The 24,964-nt window shown below is 46.8% G+C and carries 14 protein-coding genes; 6 read left to right on the top strand and 8 right to left on the bottom strand.

The genetic code is table 11. From position 1 onward, the window contains the following. A complete protein-coding gene (gene dinG, locus NH568_RS00820) occupies positions 1–2,070 on the bottom strand; it encodes an ATP-dependent DNA helicase DinG (protein ID WP_253043898.1) in 2,070 nt (689 codons plus the stop codon). Positions 2,071–2,137: 67 nt separating this feature from the next. Here dinG and NH568_RS00825 point away from each other — a divergent pair, with 67 nt between their 5' ends. From NH568_RS00825 to NH568_RS00840, 4 genes are all read left to right on the top strand, one after another. After that, positions 2,138–4,480, top strand: coding sequence for a DNA polymerase II (locus NH568_RS00825; protein ID WP_253043900.1), 2,343 nt, complete (start codon positions 2,138–2,140; stop codon positions 4,478–4,480). Positions 4,481–4,998: 518 nt separating this feature from the next. Continuing rightward, on the top strand, positions 4,999–7,638 hold the full coding sequence (locus tag NH568_RS00830) for a TonB-dependent receptor (RefSeq protein ID WP_253043902.1): 2,640 nt from the start codon (positions 4,999–5,001) through the stop codon (positions 7,636–7,638). Positions 7,639–8,765: 1,127 nt separating this feature from the next. Further along, positions 8,766–11,588, top strand: coding sequence for a TonB-dependent receptor (locus NH568_RS00835; RefSeq protein ID WP_253043904.1), 2,823 nt, complete (start codon positions 8,766–8,768; stop codon positions 11,586–11,588). 606 nt (positions 11,589–12,194) lie between these two features. Next, positions 12,195–12,437 (top strand): hypothetical protein, encoded by a 243-nt coding sequence (locus NH568_RS00840; protein ID WP_253043906.1) that lies wholly within the window; start codon positions 12,195–12,197, stop codon positions 12,435–12,437. Positions 12,438–13,007: 570 nt separating this feature from the next. Here the strand turns inward: NH568_RS00840 and NH568_RS00845 are convergent. Then, entirely contained in the window at positions 13,008–15,338 is a 2,331-nt protein-coding gene (locus tag NH568_RS00845) for a helicase-related protein (protein ID WP_253043908.1), read from the bottom strand. Positions 15,339–15,453: 115 nt separating this feature from the next. Here NH568_RS00845 and NH568_RS00850 point away from each other — a divergent pair, with 115 nt between their 5' ends. Then, positions 15,454–16,284: a M90 family metallopeptidase gene (locus NH568_RS00850; RefSeq protein ID WP_253043910.1), complete on the top strand. Its 831-nt coding sequence runs from the start codon at positions 15,454–15,456 to the stop codon at positions 16,282–16,284. Positions 16,285–16,398: 114 nt separating this feature from the next. On the opposite strand, the gene NH568_RS00855 is transcribed toward NH568_RS00850, so the two are convergent. The 6 genes from NH568_RS00855 to NH568_RS00880 form a co-directional block, all read right to left on the bottom strand. Then, positions 16,399–18,243, bottom strand: a complete 1,845-nt coding sequence (locus NH568_RS00855) for a DEAD/DEAH box helicase (protein ID WP_253043913.1) — start codon at positions 18,241–18,243, stop codon at positions 16,399–16,401. A 224-nt stretch (positions 18,244–18,467) separates the two neighbouring features. Then, complete coding sequence (locus tag NH568_RS00860) at positions 18,468–18,731, bottom strand: GrxA family glutaredoxin (RefSeq protein WP_054014130.1); 264 nt, start codon at positions 18,729–18,731, stop codon at positions 18,468–18,470. Positions 18,732–18,833: 102 nt separating this feature from the next. Next, complete coding sequence (locus tag NH568_RS00865) at positions 18,834–19,112, bottom strand: peptidylprolyl isomerase (RefSeq protein WP_010382504.1); 279 nt, start codon at positions 19,110–19,112, stop codon at positions 18,834–18,836. A gap of 98 nt (positions 19,113–19,210) precedes the next feature. After that, positions 19,211–21,235 carry a TonB-dependent receptor gene (locus NH568_RS00870; RefSeq protein WP_253044500.1) on the bottom strand — a complete coding sequence of 675 codons (2,025 nt, stop codon included), beginning with the start codon at positions 21,233–21,235 and terminating at the stop codon, positions 19,211–19,213. A gap of 178 nt (positions 21,236–21,413) precedes the next feature. Further along, positions 21,414–21,899 carry a TlpA disulfide reductase family protein gene (locus NH568_RS00875; RefSeq protein WP_253043915.1) on the bottom strand — a complete coding sequence of 162 codons (486 nt, stop codon included), beginning with the start codon at positions 21,897–21,899 and terminating at the stop codon, positions 21,414–21,416. Between the two features lie 62 nt (positions 21,900–21,961). After that, complete coding sequence (locus tag NH568_RS00880; protein ID WP_253043917.1) at positions 21,962–23,683, bottom strand: lysophospholipid acyltransferase family protein; 1,722 nt, start codon at positions 23,681–23,683, stop codon at positions 21,962–21,964. A gap of 164 nt (positions 23,684–23,847) precedes the next feature. On the opposite strand from NH568_RS00880, the gene NH568_RS00885 reads away from it, so the two are divergent. After that, positions 23,848–24,768, top strand: coding sequence for a glyoxylate/hydroxypyruvate reductase A (locus tag NH568_RS00885; RefSeq protein ID WP_253043920.1), 921 nt, complete (start codon positions 23,848–23,850; stop codon positions 24,766–24,768). The last annotated feature ends 196 nt before the right edge of the window (positions 24,769–24,964 follow it).

Genomic DNA, 24,964 nt, shown 5'->3' on the forward strand with positions numbered 1-24,964 from the left:
TCAGTCTATTTGTTTCGCAAAGGGTGGCAGCGTGTCCAGCATCGCCTTGCCATATCGTTTGGTGACCAGGCGTCTGTCGAGTATGGTGATGCGGCCAGAATCCGTTTCTTTGCGCAGCAGTCTACCACAGCTTTGGACTAATTTCTTGGCAGCATCTGGCACCGTAATCGATAAAAATGGATTTCCTCCTTTAGACTGAATGAATTCAGCCTGTGCCTCTTCAACTGGTGACGTAGGAACCGCAAAGGGGATCTTAGTGATCACCAGGTTCTCCAGGTACTTGCCTGGCAAGTCTAACCCCTCAGACAAACTCTGAGTACCAAATAAAATACTACCCGCGCCTAAATCAATGGCGGCGCGGTGGCGCTTGAGCAGCTCTTCTCGGGACAGTTCGCCCTGCACCAGGATCTGCCAGTTTTGTTTGCGCAGTTTGGCAACCACGTGATCCATTTGCCAGTAGGAGGCAAACAGCACCAGGTTAGCCTTTTTCTTGTCCAGATAGTCGGGTAGCGCTTCTGCAAGATAATCACTGAAGGCTTTGTCTGTAGGTTCCGTTTTGGTCTGTGGAATATGCAGCTTGGCTTGTTTGGCATAATCAAAGGGAGAATCGGCTTTGATATATTTGACACCAGGTTCGTTGCTGAGTCCGCTTTCTCGCGCAAAGTGGTCGAAGTTACCCATAGCACTTAGCGTGGCAGAACATAACACGGCCCCGGCACATTCGCGCCAAAGGTTATCTTTCAGATAAAACCCCACTTCAATGGGACAGTCACACAATAGGTAGTCATGATGGTGCTTGTAGTCCAGACGTTTTATCCAGCGTGCATGTGGCGTGCCTTCACCTTTTGTGGCGTAGCTGAACCATAACTTATTGAGCTGCTCGAGACGATTAATATACTGACCGCTTTCTGCCAGTATGGGATCGGCAATAAAGCCCTGGACGTCACCATCATTAACATCCAGGGTCAACGCATCATGCATTTTGCTCAGTGTGCGCAGTGCATCCTGAGTGGCATCGGCGATGTCTTTGGCGCGCTCTTTGAGTTGCTCCGGCACTTCGCCATGCAAAAAACGATGGGTATCATCATCGTTGTAGTTATAGTCAGATTGATCCAGCATGTCTCTGACCTGTCGGAGTACTTTGCCCGCATCATTGGCTGCGTCATTGAGCTTGAAATTTTGCCCGATGGCTTTTTGTGACACGACAACATTGGCCATTTTACCGCTGAACTTGAGCAGTTTGTCCAGCCACTCTATCGTACCTTTAATCGTTGCTGCTGCGGATGAGAAGTCCCGGGTAATATGCGGCAAATGGTGAGCCTCGTCGATAACGTAAAAGGTCTCTTCCGGGTCACTCAAAATGGTGCCGCCACCGAGTTCCAGATCGGCAAGTAAAAGGGCATGGTTGATCACCAGTACATCCATTTGTGCGATTTTCTGCCTGGCCAGGTGAAAAGGACATAAGTTGTGAGATTTCAGCTGTCGTTGGCAAGCATGTTTATCGCAGGCGATGAGGTTCCAGACTTTGTCCGGGATGGTATCGGCCCAACTGTCTCTGTCACCTTGCCAGCGTTTATCCTGATAGGCTTTTGCCAGTTCTTGTAAGCAGCGCTGTTCCATTGCCGACAAAGGGGAGCTGGTTGTCGGCATCAGAGACATTTGCGTTTCTTCACCGCTCACTGCAGCCATTAGTTTTTGCACACAGATATAACGCTGGCGACCTTTAACGAGATCAAATTTAAAATCGAGGCCGGAGTGTTCCTTAAAAAAGGGCAGTTCTTTATTGAGTAATTGTTCCTGTAGCGCAACGGTGGCAGTTGAGATGATCAGTTTTTTCTTTTTTGCCAGTGCCATGGGCAGAGCCCCCAGGCAGTATGCCAGTGACTTACCCGTACCGGTCCCTGCTTCAATCACACAGATACGTTGAGATTTGTGATAGTCACCACCCAAGGTTTTAGCGATTTCTGCAACCAGATAGTTCTGTCCGGCGCGAGGGCGGAAGCCTTCGAGTTGTTCGGCAATGTTGGTGTGCGCCTGACGTATGGTTTTTTTTAGAGAATCTGACAGCATGTAGGATCGCTTAAGCAAAAAAGTATGGATATAATTACAGGTATTCTATTCTAGGCGGGGATCCCCTTTGGCACAAGCGGTATATCAGGGCTTTATCCTTTCACGGCAACAGATCCATCTAAACAACAGATTGCACCTGTGTTACTGGTTTAAATCTGCGCAAGGCTTGCTAAAAGTGATCACTGAGCCGCAGCAGGCAGTGTTGTTTATCCGCACTTCAGATGCTGAAAAAGCCCGTTCCCGTTTGGCCGGAGTCACCTCTGGCGTTGAATTTAAGCCGTTAACGCTCAAACACCTCGACCAGTCACCGGTTACCGGTTTGTATTGCTCTACTTTGAGTGATTTCTATCAGATTAAAGAGAGTCTGACCGATCATATTATTCTGTATGAGGCGGATATTCGTCATGCCGACAGGTACCTGATGGAACGGTTTATTCGCGGAGGAGCCTGGATATCTGGCCATGCTGTAAAAAAAGCAGGATACACAGAAATCCGACAAGCACGGCTAAAACCATCGCCGCAATTTGTCCCTGAGTTGTCTATGTTGTCGCTGGACATTGAATGCAGCGGGGAAGGTGTGTTGTTCTCTGTTGGGCTGGTCACGGAGTCACAACGGCTTGTAATTATGATAGGCGAGCCAGAAACCGCAGAAGTCAATGTGCGCTGGGTTGCTGATGAGTTGTCATTATTGCAGGCTCTGGTTGAGGAAGTTAACCGCATGGATCCGGATGTGATCATCGGTTGGAACGTCATTGAGTTTGACTGTGCGGTATTAAATGAAAGGGCTGAAGCGTTGGGTGTCTCGCTGAGTTTTGGGCGAGATGGTACCCCCACGCAAGTATCGAAAGGGAACTTTACCCGGGTACTCATAGCGGGTCGGGTGGTACTGGATGGTATAGATACCATGAAAAATGCCACCTACCATTTTGAAACCTTTAAGTTGGCTTATGTCGCTCAGCAAGTGCTGGGGACAAGTAAATTAATCGAACAAGACGACAGGCTCGACGCGATCATACGCCTGTTTCATAAGGATAAGCCGGCACTGGCGAGTTATAACTTGCAGGACTGTGTGCTGGTCTGGGATATATTTACTAAGCTGTCTTTGCTGGAGTTTGCTATCGCCCGTACACAGTTAACGGGCTTGGAGTTGGAGCGTATGGGTGGATCAGTGGCTGCATTCACCAATTTATACCTGCCCTTATTGCACCGTAGTGGGTATATTGCACCTAATCTGGGTGAGCATGGCCTGACATTTGACAGCCCTGGGGGCTATGTGATGGATTCTCGGCCGGGGTTGTATCAAAATGTATTGGTACTCGATTTCAAAAGCCTCTATCCCTCCATTATACGCACCTTTCATATCGACCCTATGGGTTTGATAGAAGGACTCAAGTCGCCTCAGGATGCTATCCCCGGTTTTAATAAGGGGGCTTTTTCCCGCACTCAGCACCATCTACCTAGGTTAGTCGCACAGCTGGCGCAGGCACGCCAGGAGGCTAAAGACCGGGGCGAGAAAATGCTGCAACAGGCCATCAAAATTATTATGAATAGCCTGTACGGTGTTCTGGGGTCACGGGGCTGCCGGTTTTATGATCCCCGATTGTCCAGTTCTATTACCCTGCGTGGTCACGAGATTATGCAAACCACACGAGGCTGGATTGAAGAGATGGGATATGAAGTTATTTATGGTGATACGGATTCCACCTTTGTATGTGTGCCTGACTGCTTGTCTGCTGCTCAATGTCAGCAACTAGGTAAAAGTCTGATGAAGGAAATCAATCTGCGCTGGGCTAAACACATTGAGTGTCATTTCAATTTGCCAAATTATCTGGAAATTGAGTTTGAAACACATTATAGCCCCTTCTTTATGCCTACTATCCGGGGTCAGGAAACAGGGTCTAAAAAACGCTATGTTGGTCAAATCCAAACAGAACAGGGCAGAGAACTGGTGTTTAAAGGACTGGAAACGGTGCGCAGTGACTGGACTGAAATTGCGAAAGAGTACCAACAGGCGGTCATCAGAGCCCTGTTTGATGGCCTGGATGTGATTTCAGTAACGGAGCAGTATATTGCCTTGATCAACAGTGGCCAGGCAGATAACAAGCTCATCTATAAGAAACGTCTGGGTAAGCCCCTTAATGCCTACGTTAAGAATATTCCGCCACATGTCAGGGCGGCAAAAGAGGCACATAGTAAGGGTATCAACAGGGCACTCTCAAAAGGAAGCCAGGTTGCTTACTATATTAGTAGGTCTGGCCCTAAACTGGTAAGCGGAGCGTTAGTCAATCCGGATTACAGTCATTATATAGAAAAACAGATCTTGCCTATTTATCAAATGCTACCGGATATCGATCTGGAGGCCATCACGTTACATGGCCAGCGGACGCTGGATCTGTCCTCAGATTTGTAATTGCGTGCAAGCGGTTCTTTAGCCGCTTGTAAGCAAATCTTTTTTTCAGTCTATTTGCCACTCACCGTTAGAATCCCACCATCGGTAAAGCTTTATTTGAATGTAAATACATACTAACTTTTTTGAAAATGGATTGTTTGGTTGAATTTTTTTGCATAAAAAAACAGCGAACAGACTGAATTTTAAAATATTTTTATTAACCAAAATGCGACTTGCATTTATTTCCTGACATTGCTCCTTGCATTTTTTGTGAACAGCCCTTTTGTGAATTCAATTAAAAAATGCATTTACTTTGAAGTGAGTGGTAATTAACTTTAAAGGGCTGTTAAATCCTTGGGTTTTGATTGTATTTTTGGTGTGCCTGTCTGTTAAGTCGTGGTGGTTTGACGCTTAACACAGGTCGCGATTAGTATCCGTCGCGAAAATTCAGAGCCTGCTGAAATTAGACTCAGCAAGCTCGTTATAAATACCAACAATACTCATGCTTACCGCCACGAGTAAGCCCAGGGAGAAAACACATGTTGAACACTAAAGTAACTAAGGCCGTGCGTTTAGCACTGGCATTTGGTGCTGCGTCTACGGCTGTGATTGCACAGTCAGCCACTGCACAAGACGGTGTCGAAAAAGTAGAACGCATTGAAATCACAGGCTCGCGTATCAAGCGTGTCGACATGGAAGGTGCAAGCCCGGTTGAAGTTATCTCTACCGCTGAATTCGAAGGTCAGGGCCGAGTCTCTGTTGCCGAAGCACTGCAAAGCGTGACTTCTAACAGCTTTGGTTCTGTTATCCCAAGTTCTGGTAACAGCGGTCAGTCACAGTCAACAGTAAGCTTGCTGGGTGCCGGCGCGGGTCGTACTTTGGTACTGATCGACGGTAAGCGTATGGGTAGTTCACCTTCACTAAATGGCGGTGGTGCTAACCTGAGCTCAATCCCAATGGCGGCGGTAGAGCGTATCGAAATTCTTAAAGATGGCGCTTCAGCTATCTATGGTTCTGACGCGATTGCCGGCGTTATCAACGTTATCCTGAAAAAAGATTTCGAAGGTGTGTCTTTCGATATCCAGGTCGGTCGCCCTGAAGCAGAAGGTGCAGACTCTAAGCAAATGTCAATGGCATTTGGCGTAAGTTCTGACAGAGGTAACATTACCTTTGTCTATGATCACCAGCAGCGTAACCCAATTTTTGACCGTGACCGTAGCTACACGGCTGCGTCTATGGAAGACAAAAATGGTGATGGCCTGATCTCTCTTGGTGATGAAACCGTAGGTATTAGCCATTATGGTGAAACATTTAGAAAAACCTCTGGTGGTGGTTATATCGCCTCACCCAAGTGTGACGAACTAACAAAAACCGTACCTGGCTTTGTCGGTGTTCTAGACCAGGGGACGGGTAAAGGTGGTATCGGAGGTGGTCAAGTTTGTGGTTTTGCTTTTGCTGACGTGTCAGCCAATATGGCCTCAACAAAGCGCGATTCAGCGATGGCCAGTGTCAACTATGAACTAGCTGACGATCTAGAGTTGTATGCGCGTGCTATGTTTAGCCGTAACGACTCATTTGGCCGCTATGCGCCACCTGCGGATTACTTTGAAAAAATGGCGGCTGACTTCCCATTAAACCCAACGGGTGAAGTTGCAAATGGTTATTTCCGCTGGCACCAAACCGGCAACCGTGATGGTGAAGTGACGGATTACCAGCAGGATTATACACTTGGTCTGAAGGGTATGTTCGGTGATACCGCTGAGTGGGAAGTGTCTTACCACAAAGCTAAGCTAGATTACCGTACAGCTGGTCGTTATTACCTGAGTGTTGCTGGTTTGTCGCACAACATTTTGAATAATATTTCACTGGACTCTGAAGAGGGAAAAGCGAATATGCGTGCCACTACTTACACAGAAAGCCAGAGCGAACTGGATCATGTGTTTGCGGGCCTGGGCTTTGAACTGGGTGAGCTGGAAGCTGGCGTGATTTCGCACTATGTGGGTGCTGAATACTTCGATATGACACTGAATCAACGTTACGATGCACAAAACGAAGCCGGTCTGATCGGTGGTGATGCAGGTGGCTCTGGCGCTGGTGAGCGTGATGTAACCGCAGTATTCTATGAAGTGGCATTCCCTATTCTGGAAAATCTGACTCTGAGCGCGGCATATCGTTATGACGATTACAGCGACTTTGGTGGTGAAGGCAACCCAAGTGTGAAGCTGGACTACCGGCCTATGGATGATCTGCTACTTCGTGCGTCATACTCTGAAGGTTTCCGTGCACCATCCCTTAAAGAGCTGAATGCTAGAGATTCTAAAGGTAGCCCACGTGTGACAGACTATGTAAGCTGTAAAGCTCAAGGTATTGCAGCTGTGGATTGCTCTACGGGACAGGTAAGCGAAATGCGTAAGGGCAATGACCAGCTAGGCCCGGAAGAATCAACCTATATAAACCTGGGTGTGGTTTACTCTGGCTTTGAAGATGTCTCAATCAAAGTGGATTACTTTGAACTTGAAATCGATAATGTCATCTCAATCATTACCGCTCAGGATCTGGTGCATATTGAAAATGCCGGTAAACTGGACGAGGTTCAGGCAAGATACCCGTATGTAGACATTGAGCGCGGCGCGAATGGAGCTATCTCAAAAGCGTATACTCAGTATGCGAATGGCGCTTCTATGTCTCGTAAAGGGTTCGATATTGACCTATCTTACAAGTTAGAAACTGCTTTTGGTGACTTCAAGTTCAGAAATGTAACCACATTGCTGACAGAAGTGGGCGAAGATGTCTACTTCACCGGTCCACGTGAAGATGAGAAGGGCGCGCCGGAAACACCTGAATGGCGTTCTCAGTTCACTATCAACTACGCAGTTGATAACTACACAGTTAACTGGACTACAGACATCATTGCTGATACTTACGAGACGCAGTCTGTTGTTAAAGTAGATGGTAAAGAACCGTACAATGTATACGATGGCTCGCTTCCGACTTATGTAACGCACAACCTGAACATGAAGTATTACAGCGATGGATATGGTACGTTCACTCTGGGTGCACGCAACCTGTTTGACAAAGGTGTGGTGTACGATAGCCAGGGCTTCTACGAAGACTATGCAATCTACAACGCTGGCCACATTGGTCGCGAAATCTTTGCAGGATATAACATCAGCTTCTAATTTGCTGACCTGCGAATTGAACCTGAGCGCGTTTTAAGCGCGCCTTAAAATATAAAAATCCGATTTCAGAAATGAGGTCGGATTTTTTTATGTGCACCACGAAATGCATCGAAATGTCCTTTTCTGCACAGTTAGGATAGTTAAAACGCTTATTATTGCGACGTGTGACCGCAGAGCATTTTACCAAGACAGTCGCCTGTCGTTCCCAGATGATAAACACCCATACCGCGGAAAGTGTGTCAGCAGATTTATGGTACAAAGCCATATCGCAACCGACCAAAACTCTCAGACTAACCCCTTTGAAAACCGAGTTCATGACGGCCACAAAGTTTCACTGTGGATGGTTCTGAAAACCTGCTCCCGATAGGGCAGACTTGGTACTTCAGATTGATGTTTGACTCAGCAAAGCCTCGCTTTTAATGGCGACAGAGTTTGCCGTTAAACAACAAGTGTAATCGAAGCAAGGAAATGTTACCGCATAAAGCAACAATCATTTTTCTGTGCGCAAGAGTTGTTAAAGGTCACAGTGAAAGGCTATTTTTGCTCATGTGTGCTGAGCACAAAAGAAAAGCATCTGATGAAAGTGTACCTAAAATTGGATTTATGCAGGGAGAATGGAAGGTGGGATTTGTGTGACAAATAGCCAGTTCACTTTCTAATACCGAGGGACTTGTAGAATTGCACAAATTTTCTATTGCAGTTATAACAATAATTTAACTGTTTCAAAGAGACAAGTGAGCGGTCTATTGTCCTCTGTGCAAGGTTTCTGAGTGCTAACTTGTTAAAAGGCGTAAAACCTCAGTCTGAACCCCCCGAAATGCAGATAAAATTGGTACCCTGTCACCATGTATCCTGCTGCTTTTAGCTCAAAAAAGAGGCAGTTTGAGTGTAAAATAAAGTGTAAGATAATTTTTTCAATGTATCTTTTTGTTATTTAAGGTTTTTATTGTTTTTTTCGAGGTGTTTTTATTCCGATTTTGAAAAAGGTTGTTGACCTTTTGTTTTTCATGCGATTAGTATGTTTCACCAATATGGCTAAAAGTGTATTCACTTGTTACCCATATAAAAGTAAGAAAATACATAAAAACAAAGCTTTAAAGAAATATTTAAAGCCAGGGAGAAAACAAATGTTAAATAGCAAGATCACGAAAGCGGTCCGCTTAGCGCTAATGTACGGCGCGGCTTCTGCTACAGCTTTTGCAGTAAATGCTGAAGAAGCAGAAGAAAAGATTGAAAAAATCGAAGTAACAGGTTCAAGCATCAAGGGCACTGACCTTGCTGGTGCACTTCCTGTAAACATCATTAGCTCTGAAGACATCAAGGCTACTGGTGTAACATCAGTACCTGACTTGATTACTCAAATTCCTTCGATGCAGGGTTTCACAACTCCTGTATCTTCAGTTGGTGGCGGCGGTGCTGGTACTGCAACTGCGTCACTTCGTGGTCTGGGCTCAGAGTACACGCTGGTTCTTCTGAACGGTCGTCGTATCGCTTCTCAGTTCTCTGGTAGCTCTGTTGATATCAACAGTATCCCTCTTGCTGCAGTAGAGCGTGTTGAAGTTCTGACTGACGGTGCTTCAGCTATCTACGGTTCTGACGCTATCGCCGGTGTTATCAACTTCATCCTGAAAGACGAAGTTGAAATGTCAACTATCTCTGCAAGAACAGACCGTCCTCGCAGTGGTGGTGAAACGACTAACATCAGTTTCACAACAGGTTTCGGTGATTATGACGCTGACGGTTTCAGCCTTCTATTCACAGTGTCGCACGATACTCAAGAAATGCTGCGTTCTAAAGACCGTGACTTCGCTAAAACAGGTCTGCTAGAGTTCGCACACGAAGGTCAGAGCTACTTCTCTATCAATGGTTCTCCAAACGCTATCCCGGCAAACGTTGAAGTTGAGTTCGGTGAAGGTGAAGATACTTATTCATTCAACCCGTACCTATCAAGCAACGGTAGCTGTGCAGCAGACAATGCAAAAGATCCTTCGTCTGAACAGTGTATGTTTGACTACACAAGTACGCTAGAAATCGTTCCTGAGAGCGAGCGTACTTCATTCATGGTTCACGGTAACTTTGACCTGTCTGAAGACATCAAAGCATTTGCTACAGTGAGCTACACTGACTTCTCAATGACGTCTCGTATCGCGCCTAACCCAACGGGTGGTATTCCAATCGGTACTACTGGTGAAGCGTATACTAAGTATGTTGCTCCTCACCTGACTGACGACCAAAAAGCGCGTGCTACTGAAGTATATGCTTCATGGCGTGCACTACCAGGTGGTAACCGTACATCAACTTATGACACTACAACTTTCAACTCTTCATTCGGCCTTGAAGGTGTATTGTTCGATAACGTTGACTTCAGCACTGCATTGGCTATCTCAGGTGCAGAGCGTGATGAGACTTTCTCTGACGGTCACTTCTACGCAAACTGGGTAGGCGATATTGCTAACGGTACTATTGATGTATTCGCTCTTCCAGGTGAAATGAGCGATGCAGGCCTTGCTGCACTTGAAGCAAGCAAATGGCGTCACCTGAACCAGACTTGGAAAACAAGCTCAATTGCTTGGGACTTCCGCGCGTCTCAGCCTCTGTTCGAATTACCTGCGGGTGAAGTGTACATTGGTTACGGTGTTGACTACCGTGTAAACACTTACGAAAACATTCCTTCTGCTGAAAACGTAAAAGATGAGCGTTGGGGTGCAGGTGGCGATCCAGTATTCGACCTTGAGCGTACTACTTACGGTGCATTCACTGAATTCCAGGTACCTCTGCTTGAAGACCTGATGCTTTCTGCAGCTGTTCGTTACGACATGATTGGTGGTGTTGATAACAATCACTACATCGATGAAAATGACGCGTCTCAGACTGTTCAGCAAATCACTGCAAATGATGACGAAAGCGATGTTACTTATAAGCTGAGCTTACGTTACAATGCAACTGATGACCTGGTACTTCGTGGTTCAATCGGTACAGGTTTCCGTTCAGCAACTATGCTTGAAATTGCACAGCCGCAAAACTACGGTGGTGTAACACGTGCACCGTATACATGTCCGGTATCTGATGCTCGTAAGAGCGGTTGTAGTACAGCGCCTATTCAGTACAACCTGTTTAACAGTGGTAACGCGAACCTAGAGCCAGAAACATCTGACCAGTGGTCACTTGGTTTTGTATACGCGCCTAGCAACGCATTTACATTTGAAATGGACTACTGGAAAGTAGACATTCAGAACCGTGTAGATGAGCCTTCAGAAGTGTACGCGTTTACTACAAACCCTGCACTATATGATGAGCAGTTCGTACTTGCGCCGGATCCAAACAACGCTAGCCGTCAACGTCTATACTTCATCTCTCAGCCTCTGAACATCGGTGAGAGCATCAACGAAGGTATTGACTGGAAACTTAACCTGAACAATGACTTTAGCTTCGGTACACTGAAGACTTCACTACAAGGTACTTACTTCGTGAAGCAAGAGTACACGCTAGCAGGTACAGCTGACGAGTGGAGAAGTTCACTAGGTCAATACGGTGCTGACGAAGAAGTTGTATTCCGTAACGTTATCACTGCTCAAACAGTGTTGACTACTGGTGACTTCAGCCACACATTACGTGCTAACTACCGTTCAGGCTGGCATGATGCTGAAACTAACGTTCAGTACGGCACAATCGAGAACCCTGACTACGTGCGTAACGACGATGGTACTGTAACTGGTGCAGTTCACAGCCGTGACGTTCAGTTAGAAGTTCCTTCTCACACAACATTTAACTACAAAGTAGATTACTACGGTTTTGAAAACACAGTAATCACAGCTGGTGTTAAGAACTTGTTTGACAAAGAGCCTCCGTTCTCACTAGGTGATGCAGAAGGTCACTTGGTAGGTTACGAAGGTCGTTACTATGACCAGTTCCTACGTACCTTCTACCTGAGCGTTGACTACAGCTTCTAAGTTAGATTAGAAAGCTACAATGCTTTAGAATGAAAAACACTCGGTGCCCGCACCGAGTGTTTTTTTATGCATACTAATCCCGCAGTTTGCAGCACTGTCACATCCTATCTCTCTGGGCGTTAAGACCAATTTCACTTAATTAAGAAAACGGGTATCAGTCGTAATCCCCTGACCCCACTTCCAAAAAAGACTATCTGTTTGCTGACAAAGTTTATATAGCTATAGGCTAATGTCTAAAGCTGATTATTTGCTCTCAACTACTTACTTGTGTGAAAGCACTACCGGCGTTAAAAATGAGCTGCACCTACACTCTCAGGGCGTATCGTTAAAAATATCATGTCTTTTGATTCGAGGGCCTGTGTTTCTTTATGGCGTGAGTTATGAAGGCTACGAGCTCTATATAAAACCCTTGAATAAACTCTATATTACCAATCGCATATGAGTATTTTCATTTTTTCATGGCTGATTTTAAATTTTCCATCTATTTAAATTATTATTTTCATTTTTTTATAGTTCATGTCGCAAATTTATTATAATGCTTGATATTTGCTTAGAATTTAATGTACCTTTAGTAGGGTAAGCTCAAAAAATAAATAAGGATGAATTATGATAAATAAAACTATTGCCAGTGGACTTGCGTTATCGTTACTTTTTGTCGCAGGGTGTAAGTCAAATGGTTCAGGTGAAACCGCCCAGCGTGATAGTTATCGCTGTGAGCAAGTCAGAAGTCTGGGCTCAAGTATTCCCAAGAAGCGATGCACTACGGCTCAACAACGTGCTGCTGAGCGTGCAGAAGCGCAAGAGCAGATCCGCAACTCTCAGAGAAGTGTCTTATCTGGTGATGGCTGAATATCGGTGGTAGACGCTAAGTATATTGCTTACGTAAACCAACTTGACCTTTGCGTATAATTTATAAGTGGAAATGTTTGTAATGTGATCGGCCAAGTCTTGGTCTGGAGGCTTCCTTTAAGCACTAGGTAACGGAATAGATTAGGCTGACTGTATTTTAAAGTTTTTATGTCTTTTAAGGCTGTAGATTATCCAACACTAAAGGAATAATGACGATGAAAAATATAATCAAAGTAGGAATTGTCTTTTCGGTAAGTGTGTTAGCGGCATGTAAGTCCAATGATGCCATAACATCCACGGAAAGAGAGGGTTACCGCTGTGAGAAAGTTCGTTTGTTGGGAACAAATATACCTACGAAACGTTGTACGTCTGCTTGGGTACGCCGTCAAGAGCTTGAGTATGCAAGAGAGCAGGTCGCTAATTCACAAAGAGCAGTGCTATCTGGGAAAGACTTTTAGATAGTTTGGCTTGAAGAATATACCGGTACATGCGGAATGGTTTTAGCCAGTCCGCATTTTCACAACTAATACATCATATTTAATAGCAATGACCCGAATATTTGGGCACATACTATCTGATTTCCACAACTTTACTGGCCTTTTTATACCGTATTTTAAAACCCGGCCAGGCAGGCAACTCCCAGCGTTTCGGCGCATCTTTTCGGTTTCCACTGATGTACTCTAATAAAATACGCTTGGCACTAAAGCTGTAAGTAACCAGCATGGCCAATTCAGGTAACTCAACCTGTAGCGGATACTTTTCTATAAAAGGATTGATGATCCAGTCCTCAATAGGGTGATAAGACAGATCCTCAACATCTATCAGCGTAAGGTCCCCTGGTGTCTCTACACCGAGATCTGTCAAAGTCTGTGCAATCCATTCGGTCGCTTTCGGTTGTTGCGGTGTCTCTGCTTGCTGTTGTTGATGATAGAGCGCCTCATACGCCAGCATGGTGCTTACTTGTTTGTAAACCCCCTGGAAAAGTAGATCTTGCTCAATCAGGCTAACACAGGCTGGAATGAGCATAGCACCGTCAGCACGTTGGGTCTGCTTTTGCACAGATGTACCGGCATAGGTTTTTACCTGTTCAACCCATACTTTGTCTTCGAGTAAATAGGCGCGCTCCAGAATGGTTTCTGTGCGTGCATATTGAGCCAGCAAGGACACAGGCACAGGGGCCGACAAAGTAGCCAATGTTGTTGCCTGTTTGATGCCTTTCCCCGCCAGCGCATATGTGTCCATTACGATCATAGCTTCACAGTTATCGACAATCCGCGATTCTTTGGCAGGTACGACTTCGCTGACACCGTTGCCGAATGCGCCGCGACGATTTTGCCTTTTGATATATAACCAGTCCGGTCGAGCAGAGGCGATCGCTGTGAGTAGTGCATCCCTGTCATAACTTGCGGCTTTATCGAGAGGCGGCAGGGAGAAGGCCTCTCTTAGTTGCGCACTGAATTGTCTGGCCTCGCGCAGGGCTTCTTCTTCGATACGCAGGGAAGGGGCCTTGCCGCGTATCAGTGCTATTACCAGCTCCAGATCACAGTTGTTTGGTAGCGCTTTGCAGAGTTGCTCGATTTGCTCTGCATCACTCGGTAACTGGTAGACGCGGGCAGGGACCGACATCACGGCCACAGCATCTATCATTGCCTGGCGCAGACGGTTGTCGGGCATATGGGTGATCAGGTGACCCAGCTCGACATCGACAGGCAAAGGGTAGAGCTGCTTGCCAAGCTCAGTAGCACGATTGTGCGCGTCAAGGGCACCTATCTTTCTGAGCAGATCAAGGGCCTTTTGTGCTGAGCTGGCTGGCAGGGGGTCGATAAAACTCAGCGCGTCGATGCCATCTGTGGCACAGCCTGCAGCCAGTACCAGCTCAGTGAGTGCTTCTCTTTGTACTTCGGGCGGGGTTCTCTCTATCAGTGGTGCGTATTGCCCATAGAGGCGCAAACAGAGGCCTTCCTGAGTCCGTCCGGCGCGACCCAGGCGCTGCTTTGCCGAATCTCTGCCAATAGCATCCAGGCCCAGCACTGTTTTGCCATTTCTCAGGTGGGTACGTCGTTCCAAGCCCGAATCAATGACACAGGTAATATTGGGAATGGTCAGCGAGGTTTCCGCAACATTGGTAGCCAAAATAATCCGTTGTTGCGCCTGTTGTTGCAGTGCCCTTTGCTGATCTATTGGCGCACAGCCACTAAATAAAGGGATTACTAAGGCCCCAAGCGCTTTAACCTGGGCGGCACATTGCATGATTTCGCCTTTACCTGGCAGGAAAACCAGGATATCGCCCTGAGTGCGTTGTAAAGCGTACTCGCAGGCAGCCTTAACGCGTTCGCTCAGAATATCTCGGCTTGGCATAGCGCGCATGTCTTTAGCCAGGAAACGCTCTTCAACGTCAAACATTTTTCCTTCAGAGGTCAGTAAAGGGGCACCCAGATAACTTGCGAGTCTGTCGGCTGACAAAGTTGCTGAGGTAACAATAAGTCGATGGGCTGCTTGTTGTTTTAACATTGCCAGTAACAAGTCCATATCCCAGCGTCTCTCATGGAATTCATCCAGCATGACAACAGCAAAATTAATCAGTCGATTTTCAAAGTACCAGCGCAGCGCCACGCCGGGTGTTGCGAATACTATCTCTGTACTTTCTCTAAACTGACCTTCAAAGCGGATAGCATACCCTACCTGCTCTCCAAGTGGGCTGCCTTGCTGCTGCGCGACATATTCAGCCAGCGAGGTACAGGCGATACGACGAGGCTGGATCACCAGTACCCGACCTTGCTGCGCTGCCCATACTGGGAGTTGGGTGGACTTTCCTGAGCCCGTGGCTGCAGCGACAATAACGTTGCCGCGAGCTAAATAGTTGCAAAACTGTGCTTTTATCTGTTCGATTGGCAGTGACATACGGAATTGATACTGTTAGATATTTTTTAAAAGTGTTTGAGATTTTAGCAAATCCAGCTTGAAAAGGCTGCCTGTGGGGCGCATCTCAGAATTAAAATATCAACACGAAATTACTATGACAGAAATTAGTCTACTCATTGCCCTGATAATGTTTTGTGTTATCTACTGGCGCCTTGATGACTTCAAACGAGCGTATTGGCAGCGTAAATACACAGACCAGTCTCTTAGCGAACTGGACAGGCAGGTGCTACTCAGATACATGCCGATTTATCGAAATATGACCGACCATGACAGAGCACGATTAGAGCGCCATATCTTGTGGTTTCTTGGCGAAAAACGTCTGCTGGGTCGTGACGGTTTGAAAACTAATCGGGCAATGGCACTCATTATTGCAGCAGATGCCTGTTTACTGGTACTCAATCAGCAGTGGCCCCTCTATCCCAATGTCAAAGAGATCTTATTGTACCCCAGCAGCTATTATGCCGGGCAGAATAGTCGTGACAGTGCGGGGCTGGTGAGCTTTCATACTGTGGTACGTCAGGGCGAGTCATGGCCAGGGGGGACACTGGTATTGAGCTGGCATGATGTGCTGGAAGGTAACCGCCTGCCCGAAGATGGTCACAACCTGGTGTTTCATGAATTTGCACACCAGTTAGATCAACAGACGGGGCAGACAAATGGCACACCACAACTGCCAAAGGGCATGAGCTACAAAAAGTGGGGAGAGGTGTTATCACGCGCTTATCAGCAGCTTAAAACGCAACTGGCGTATCATATGCCGCACGTGGTACATGAATATGGCGCGACCAATGAAGCGGAGTTTTTTGCGGTGATCACCGAAACCTTCATTGAAAAGCCACTGCAACTGAAACAGGAAAACCCAGAATTATTTAATCTGTTGAACGAATACTATCGATTCGATCCGCGCGACTGGATCAGTAGCTAATGCGCTGGGTGCCTGGCGTTCTATTCAGAATAGTTCTTGCCGGATTTCGCCAACTTATAAATCGCAGGCATAAAAAAACCGCTTCATTTGAAGCGGTTTTTTATTTAAGTCAGATTATGAAAAGCTGATCTCGCCGCGCTCTTTGCGTCTGCCGTCACGCTTGTCACCACGTGGATCTTTGAAGCTGCGCTTGCGATCACCACGGCCTTCGTTACGGCCTTCAAAGCGACGCTCATCACGACCGCCTGAACGGCGTTCGCCACCGCGACGCTCACCACCATTGCCTTGATCGGCAGGGTGTGTGCTTTTGGTCATCTTCATTGGGCGCTGACAAATGTAAACGCTTTGGAAGTGTGACAGCGTATCTGCTGGCATATCCTGAGGCAGCTGAACGGTGCTGTGCTCATCAAACAAACGGATTTCACCGATAAACTTGCTTGAGATATCAGCTTCGTTCGCAATTGCACCAACAATGTTCTTTACCTGTACGCCGTGCTCACGACCTACTTCGATACGATAGGTATCCATAGGACCGGTGTTGCGACGTGCATTGCCTCTGCGTTCACCACGCTCGCCACGTTCACCACGACGCTCGCGGTTACCGTCACGGTTACCATCGCGCTCGCGACGCTCACGTTGCACCTGAATTTCCTGAACTTTCAGCGGCGACTGCTGCTGTGCCAGGCACAGAAGTGCTGCGGCCAGCTCTGTTTGGCTCAGTTCCAGTTTTTCAGCCATGCCCTGTGCTACTTCACTGAAGAACTCGATGTCTTTGTGATCCAGCGCCAGGCTTAGCTTGCTTTGTAGTGCTTCAATGCGCTTCTGCTCAACGACTTTCGCGTTAGGCAGCTCAACCTGCTCGATGTCAGAGCGGGTATGACGCATGATGTTACGTAGCAGGTAACGTTCATTACCTTTCACGAACAGGATAGCTTTACCTTTACGACCAGCACGACCAGTACGGCCGATACGGTGTACATAAGCTTCGCTGTCTTGCGGGATATCATAGTTGATAACCAGGCTCAGACGATCTACGTCCAGACCACGCGCCGCAACGTCAGTTGCGATAACGATGTCTAACAGACCGCTCTTCAAACGCTCTACCGTACGCTCACGGGCTTGCTGGTTCATGTCACCATTCAGTGGTGCCGCAGAGAAACCTTCGCGTTCAAGTAGTTCAGCCAGCTGAACTGTGTCGTTACGAGTACGCACAAACACGATAGATGCATCGTAATCTTCCGCTTCTAAGAAACGTACGATGGCTTTGTTTTTATGCGTCGTTGCACGCCAGTAAACTTGCTCAATTGTGTCAACAGTCGAGTTACGTGGCGTGATTTTTACTTGCTCTGCGTTATCTAAGTACTTAGAACAAATAGATTGGATCTGCTTTGGCATGGTTGCAGAGAACAAACAGGTTTGCTTCTCTACCGGTGTTTTTTCCATGATGCTTTCAACATCATCGATAAAGCCCATGCGTAGCATCTCATCGGCCTCGTCCAGCACTAAGGCTTTCAGATCCGACAAATCGATGGTCTTACGGTTAATATGGTCAATCAAACGACCCGGTGTTGCCACAATGATCTGTGCGCCACGGCGTAGTGCGCTTAGCTGCACGCCATAGCTTTGTCCGCCATACAGAGCCAATACTTCAACACCTTTGGTGTATTTTGCGTATTGGTTGAAGGCTTCCGCGACCTGTAAAGCCAGTTCGCGTGTTGGAGTCAATACTAATATCTGTGGTTGCTTAACGGATGCGTCAACATTGTTTAATAGCGGCAACGCGAACGCCGCCGTTTTGCCCGTACCCGTCTGCGCTAGTCCCAGCACGTCCTTTCTTTCTAGCAATAACGGTATACATTGAGCCTGGATCTCAGAAGGTGATTGATATCCCAGCTCTTCGACTGCCTTTAAAATTGCAGGAGAAAGATCTAAAGATTCAAACGTGACTGGTTCTGACATTAATGCGCCTCAACAAGTTAAAAGAGGCGGCATTGTACAGCAAAGAAAAAACAATTGCTTGCATAAATTGGCACTAATTTTGTAGGTATTTGATATTGGTCAAAAAATAAACTTATTTATTTTTCTTGATTGTTAGCTTGACAGATAAGTGGCTATTTTTAAGGGAAAATCATGCCTGAATTGCAGCTTAATGGCGACTCAGGCAAGGATGATACGGCACTGTGTTACTGATACAGGCCCAGATTCTCTTTGGCATAAGCTTCAAACTCGGTAAAGCCGCCAATGTGGTCCTGGTCAACGAAAATTTGCGGTACAGTTGGACAAGGCTTGCCTGCGGATTTTTCCAAATCTGCCTTGCTGACGCCTTCTTTGATGATATCAATGTAACGAAACTTAAAATCGTCGCGTTCATTGCTCAGGCGCTCTGCCAGATCTTTTGCACGGACACAATAAGGGCAGCCTTCACGGCCAAAAATCACAGTAAACATAGGGTTCTCCAAATCATTGAGCTTGGTAATCAGTATATCGGCCTGCAGGCAAATTGAAACCGTCAAAAATCGATAGCCATGATTGAGAAAACCGATGATGCCTCAGGAGCGATAGACCGTTTTGATGAGGTGGTAACCAAACTTAGTCTTGACCGGGCCGTGGACTTCATAAAGTGGCTTTTTGAACACCACATCATCGAATGCTTTAACCATATCGCCTTTATTAAACTCACCAAGATCGCCACCGCGCTTTTTCGACGGACACAGAGAATGCTGTTTGGCCAGTTTGTTAAAATCGCCGCCTTTGGCAAGCTTGGCTTTAATGGCAAGGCACTCTTTTTCGGTTTTAACTAAAATGTGGTAAGCACAGGCTTTTGGCATGATTCAGGTCTCCGGACTATCAAAGGCGCCGATCATGCAAGGAGAAGGCCGAAAACGCAAGCTTCAATTGCTTGCGTCCGGCCTTTTCAAGGGAAGTATTAGAAGGTCACGCTAAACCCAATCGACGGGCGGATAGAGAAATCATCTTCCTCTTCTTCTATATACAGGTCGTTAACGGACTTAACTCTGTCGTAGTCTAGATCAATATAGGCAATGTTTTCCTGACCATAGGCATTCATGAGTTCAAAGATCAGCTTGCCATCATTGCCGAATATCTCTGTTTTGCGCTCAAAGCGAATATCCAGGCGGTGATACACTTTGAACCGCTCTGAAAAGGGGTCGCCATAAACAGGTAAGAAGCGGCCATCATGATCGGGGTTTTCTCTCACACCGACAATGGGGGTATAAGCCTGACCGCTGCGTGCGGTAAAATTGAAACCGCCTTGCCAGCGCTCATTGATCTCATAATGAAATACCGCGTTAAATACCAGTGGCGTATCGGCGTAATAGTCGCGGGTCATATTGCGGCTCAGGTCGGTACGCTCACTTTTTGAGTAACTCAATGCGACCCAGCCATACCAGTTATCGGTCTTGTTTTTGTTGATCAGCAGGTCGACACCATAGGCGCGTCCTTCAACGTCGTTGCTATACAAATCAGCGGCATTGGGGCCGTCGTCAATGGCAAGTGGCAGATCGTCCATGGTCTTATAATATCCCTCAATTGACCAGCTCCACTCATTCTCCAGCTGCTGGCTGAAGCCCAGCGTATAGTGATCCGACACCTGAGATTTCAGCTTGGGGTTACCAATTTCTGGCAAAATGTATTCCACATTCTGCATGCGATTGTAGCGACCCGCCTTGGCACTGATGGTGCTGTTTTCCGTCACATAGTAACTGATCGCCAGACGAGGCGAGGTGAAGGTTTCATCGGTGTATTTGTTGTGCTGACTTTGTACTCCCAGCTCGCTCTGCCAGTCATCGCTCAGTTGCCAGATATGCGCCAGGCCAACAAAGCCACTGTCGATGTCGATGTTGCGCTTGCCGTTGATCCGCTCACCTTTTTTCAGATCGCAGTCGGGATCTAATTCTGTACACAAGTACTGGAAGGTGTCGTAACTGTATTGCGTTTCGTTGTCAAAATAGGCCGCATCCACAACCAGCTGATGGGCCGGGTTAATGCGATAGTTCAGACGAGCCTTGTAGGTGTATTGTTTTTCTGACTCTTCTTCAAAATAACCGCTTGAAATGGTCGCACGGCGGCCATACTCGAGCCGGCCTGAATGGTCGAGCGCGCCAATTCCCACACGCAGATGCAGCTTGTCATTATAATGGTCCCACAACACGTTCTGGCTGTTGAATTCCCTGATAAATCGCGCGTCCCCCTGAAACTCCGGGGTCTTTTGCGCCAGCTCGGAGCGCTCGTTAAACCCGGCTGCTGCGGAGTCTTCTGCGCCGGTAAAGTTGAAGGTCAGGGTGTTGTTGGCGTTAATATCCCATAAAAACTTGCCCTGATAGTCGTGATCGTCTGGCGCATCATTGATGATCACACCGGTTGGCTCTCCGTCGTCATCTTCAAGCTCTTCACCTTCTTCAAAGAACAAGGGGAGGGTACTTTTTCGGCCCGAGACATAGAAAGCGGTACTGTCGCTAAGCTGACCTTCCACAAAAACACCGGCATTGAACATGGTCAGATCGAGTGTGGTGGTGATTGGCTGATATTTAGGATTGCGCAGGGTGACATCAAACACCGCGCCCGTTGCATTACTGTAGCTGCTGCCGTAGCCTGCTGAGTAAAGCTGAAAATCCTGAATGATATAGCGATTGAAGATAGAGCTGCCAAAGTCGTGGAAAATGTAACCCGCAGGCATAAAGTCCACTTCGAACATGTTGTCGCTTGGCGAAGAGCCGCGTACGGCGGGTGCACTCATTGAGCCGCCGGCTGCGACCACGCCAGGCAATGCGTAAACAGCGCGTAGTGGGTCGCCCATAGCACCAGGCATTTCTATCAGTTTTTCTGTATCTTCGGTGATCTCTGAGGTAATGGAGCTGCGTTTATAATGCACTTCGATGTGTTCTATATCTGCGCTAGTATTTGCCTGAGCTTGTAGCGCCATACATAACATAATGGGCGACAGTACAAATGATTGTTTGAGCGAGCAGAGTGTCATGTTAGTCCCTTGTTGAATCTAAGCTGAATAAGAATGGGGACTAGTGTATGAGAATAAATCGTACCTTTGTTTTACCTTAGGGTAAGAAATTGTCGATTACTCGAACACTTTCTTACACTTAGCGCAGCTTGAATCAGAGTCTGGCACGTATCCCAAGCTCGCTGGAGTAGCCGACTGATCGCTCGACCACTTTCAGGTCATCTGATAATACATAATAAGTGGGATAGGCTTTGATCTTGTAATCGGAGGCCGTACTGCTATTGCCGAGTAATACAGGCATGCTCAGTGATAAATCGTCTACAAAGGCGCTGACCGCGTCTGTGTTTTCAAAGTCCAGCGCAATGGCAACGGCATTCACTTTGCCCGCCTCATGCAGCTTGTTAAGATTTGGCATGCTGTATCGGCAAATGCTGCACCAGGGGGCGAAGAAGTACACCACAGATTTTTGTCCCTGCAAAGACTTAATGGATACTCTTTGTGTGGGTTGCTCGAGTACCGGCAAAGAGAAATAGGGGGCAGAGGCTTTGCCATCGTCTGCCAGCATCCCAAGTTCCTGATAGGCAGTCACAGCCAGAAAAACAATGGCAAAAATAATGAGTTGTAAAACTGTTTTTAACATTCGCGCTCGCAAATAAGGGCTTCCGAGCGCGAGTATAAATAAAAAAACCGCAACAACACAAATCAGCCGTAAATATTTTCTCCCAGATACCGCTTCGCCTTTTGAGGTTTGATCCGAGTCAGATCAACCAAAACTAAGCCGTCGATACAGTTATTAAAATCAGGGTCTATGCTGAAACTCAGGAAATTCACACCATCGGGTTCGCATAATTCGGTATATTGCTTAAACAGGGTCGGGACCTGTGCGCCCATATTCGCCATGATGTGTTTGAGTTCAGCAAAATCCTCTTTAATATCATCACCACAAAATAACTGAGCAAAGGCTTGCTGCTGAGAAGGGGTAAATTTAAACTCGTTTTTCGGAGTCGCGAGGGAAGCCAGATTTGAGAAATAATGCTGGTAGTGGTAAATCAGCATAGCTTTGGCTTTATCTGGCAGCGCGTTAGATAAACTGACTGCACCAAACAGATAACGGTGGTGCGGATAACGTTTGACAAAGGCACCTATACCATACCAAAGATAATCCAGGCTTTTACGTCCCCAGTATTTTGGCTGTACAAAGCTTCTGCCCAATTCCAGGCCATGCTCAAAATAGGGCTGCATATGTTCAGAGTAATTAAACAAACTGGTGGTGTATAAGCCTTCAGTACCCTGCTCGTTGATAACGGTTTGTGCACTGGCCAGTCGATAGGCACCGACCAGCTCAAGCTGTTTCGCATCCCACAGCACCAGGTGTTGGTAGTACATATCATATTTGTCTATATCGCGACGCTTGCCACTGCCCTCGCCGACAGCACGAAATGCAATTTCTCTGAGCCGACCCAGTTCACGGAAAATCGGTGAACTACCTTGATATTGATACAGGTATATCTGCATGCCATCCTGGGTTTCCCCCAAACGCTCACAGGTTTCAATTGCCTGTTTGAGCTCTTTTTTACACTCCGGAACCGCGATTGGAGACTGAGTCTTAAGAGGTAAAGACTTTTTCGAGGTCAGTCGGTAAAGTTGCTTGCGGATCAGAGCAACAATCTCTTTGTCTTTGAGGTTTTCCAGCAGGTAGGAGGCGGGTGGAATACTGGCACCTATTTCAAATTCTAAGGACTTCTGGCGCTGCTTAAACATTTCTTTGACCAGCAGCAAACTGGCTAAGGGCTTGTAGATCATAGAGGTGCCGTAAAATAGGGGGCTATTCTTGGCTTTGATATAGATGGGTAGAATAGGGCAGTTGGCCTTTTTGGCCATGCGTAAAAATCCGGAGTTCCACTTGCAATCCTTAATGCCTGTTGGTCCCAGGCGAGACACTTCTCCGGCTGGAAAAATAAGTAATGCACCGTCTTGCTTAAGGTGGTGCTGGATATTGGCCAGCTCCTGTTTGCGACTTGCACCGGATAGATTGTCAACCGGCAACAACAGCGAGTGCATAGGAGTGATAGACATGAGCATTCTGTTGGCCACGACTTTCAAATCAGGGCGTACCTGGGCCAGCACCTTGATCAGTGCCAGAGCATCTAATGAACCAATAGGGTGATTGGCGACTATCACTACGCTCCCTTCACTGGGTATATGCTCGATTTGTTTGGGTTTAAAGCGTGCATCAAAGTCGAGCTCTTCTAAGACTTGTTCTACGAATTCAAGCCCCTGCAGGTGTGGGTAGGTATCAGCAAAGGCGACAAACTCCTGTTCATGAAGTAAGTAACCCAGACCCTTTTTTACTAACCCTTTTACTTTAGGTGAATTTTCCAATTGAGGCAGGTTTGCTTCAATGACCTTATCTACACTGATCATATTTCAATTCTCATGTTCTATAACCGCTTTTCGTCAAGATTAAGAACTCTCCATGACAAACAAGTTGCAGCTGTATGTCAGTTTGATGGCCGTCGTGTAAGTACGACTTAAGACAGGGTTTTTTGATACAGTAATGATGATTGAAAAAGAATATAGGAAAGAGCATGGCATTATTAGTCTGTGTAACAGGCAGAGACAACAGCAAACTGATGGCGGGACTGCGGGAGCACCTGCCGGGGGTAGACGTCAGAGAGTGGCCCGAGGGAGGCAACCTGGCTGAGATTGAATTTGTTTTGGCCTGGAATGCACCAGAATCTCTATGGCGACAGTTGCCTAATCTCAAAGTGGTTCAGTCTTTTGGTGCCGGTGTCGACGGTATTCCATTGTCTGAGTTGCCCGCAGAGGTCAAGGTGTGTCGGATTGTGGATCCGGCGCTTGCAGAAGATATGGCGGAATATGTGCTGGGGCATGTGCTGGCGCATAAACTTCGCTTACCACTGTATTATCAACAACAACAACAGCGGCTTTGGCGCCCTAAGCGGGCAAGTGGTGGCAATCGGGTAGGCATCATGGGATTGGGGCAGCTAGGTCAGGTGGTTGCTAAAAAGATGCTGCAAAATAACTTTGAAGTCATAGGCTGGTCCAGAAGTGAAAAAGCATTACCTGGCATTTCACAGTTTTGGGGAGCCGAGCAGCTTCATTTGTTTGCGTCGCAGTGTGATTATCTGGTCTGTTTATTGCCATTAACACCGCAAACCCGGGAGATACTGGACAAGGATTTATTTCAGTCTATGCCATCGCATGGCGTCATTATTAACGTAGCCAGAGGCGCGCATATTAATGAAGCAGATCTGCTTAATGCATTGAATACAGAGCAGCTTGCCGCAGCCACGTTGGATGTTTTTGCACAGGAGCCGGTTGCAGCGGATCACCCGTTCTGGTTCCATCGAAAAATCACAATGACACCTCATGTAGCGGCGCTGACAAGTCTGAAAACGGCAATCGCACAGATTGTTGCGAATATGCAAGCGATGCAAAGGAACGAACCTTTGTCTTATTGTGTTGATGCCACCTTGGGTTATTAGTGGAAACGGACATATGTCAGGGTGACAGAACGTGGAAGTAGCCCACACTTTTAAGGGTCTAATATGGCAGGAGAGTGACAGAGGTTACTTTCCTGGTGGGTCGAAAGCCTAAGATAACCCCTTCTACAAAATACTGTATAAAAAAACATCTTGTGACATCTTATTACATTCAGTAAGTTATCAAAAAAACAATAAT

It is taken from the genome of Pseudoalteromonas sp. XMcav2-N (assembly GCF_024124545.1).
Classification (GTDB): domain Bacteria; phylum Pseudomonadota; class Gammaproteobacteria; order Enterobacterales; family Alteromonadaceae; genus Pseudoalteromonas.

Excerpts from the sequence above, each read along its gene's own strand:
- dinG (WP_253043898.1), bottom strand. The coding sequence starts at position 2,070 with ATGCTGTCAGATTCTCTAAAAAAAACCATACGTCAGGCGCACACCAAC.
- NH568_RS00845 (WP_253043908.1), bottom strand. The coding sequence starts at position 15,338 with ATGTCACTGCCAATCGAACAGATAAAAGCACAGTTTTGCAACTATTTA.
- NH568_RS00840 (WP_253043906.1), top strand. The coding sequence starts at position 12,195 with ATGATAAATAAAACTATTGCCAGTGGACTTGCGTTATCGTTACTTTTT.
- NH568_RS00835 (WP_253043904.1), top strand. The coding sequence starts at position 8,766 with ATGTTAAATAGCAAGATCACGAAAGCGGTCCGCTTAGCGCTAATGTAC.
- NH568_RS00855 (WP_253043913.1), bottom strand. The coding sequence starts at position 18,243 with ATGTCAGAACCAGTCACGTTTGAATCTTTAGATCTTTCTCCTGCAATT.
- NH568_RS00860 (WP_054014130.1), bottom strand. The coding sequence starts at position 18,731 with ATGTTTACTGTGATTTTTGGCCGTGAAGGCTGCCCTTATTGTGTCCGT.
- NH568_RS00865 (WP_010382504.1), bottom strand. The coding sequence starts at position 19,112 with ATGCCAAAAGCCTGTGCTTACCACATTTTAGTTAAAACCGAAAAAGAG.
- NH568_RS00880 (WP_253043917.1), bottom strand. The coding sequence starts at position 23,683 with ATGATCAGTGTAGATAAGGTCATTGAAGCAAACCTGCCTCAATTGGAA.
- NH568_RS00875 (WP_253043915.1), bottom strand. The coding sequence starts at position 21,899 with ATGTTAAAAACAGTTTTACAACTCATTATTTTTGCCATTGTTTTTCTG.
- NH568_RS00870 (WP_253044500.1), bottom strand. The coding sequence starts at position 21,235 with ATGTTATGTATGGCGCTACAAGCTCAGGCAAATACTAGCGCAGATATA.
- NH568_RS00850 (WP_253043910.1), top strand. The coding sequence starts at position 15,454 with ATGACAGAAATTAGTCTACTCATTGCCCTGATAATGTTTTGTGTTATC.
- NH568_RS00885 (WP_253043920.1), top strand. The coding sequence starts at position 23,848 with ATGGCATTATTAGTCTGTGTAACAGGCAGAGACAACAGCAAACTGATG.
- NH568_RS00830 (WP_253043902.1), top strand. The coding sequence starts at position 4,999 with ATGTTGAACACTAAAGTAACTAAGGCCGTGCGTTTAGCACTGGCATTT.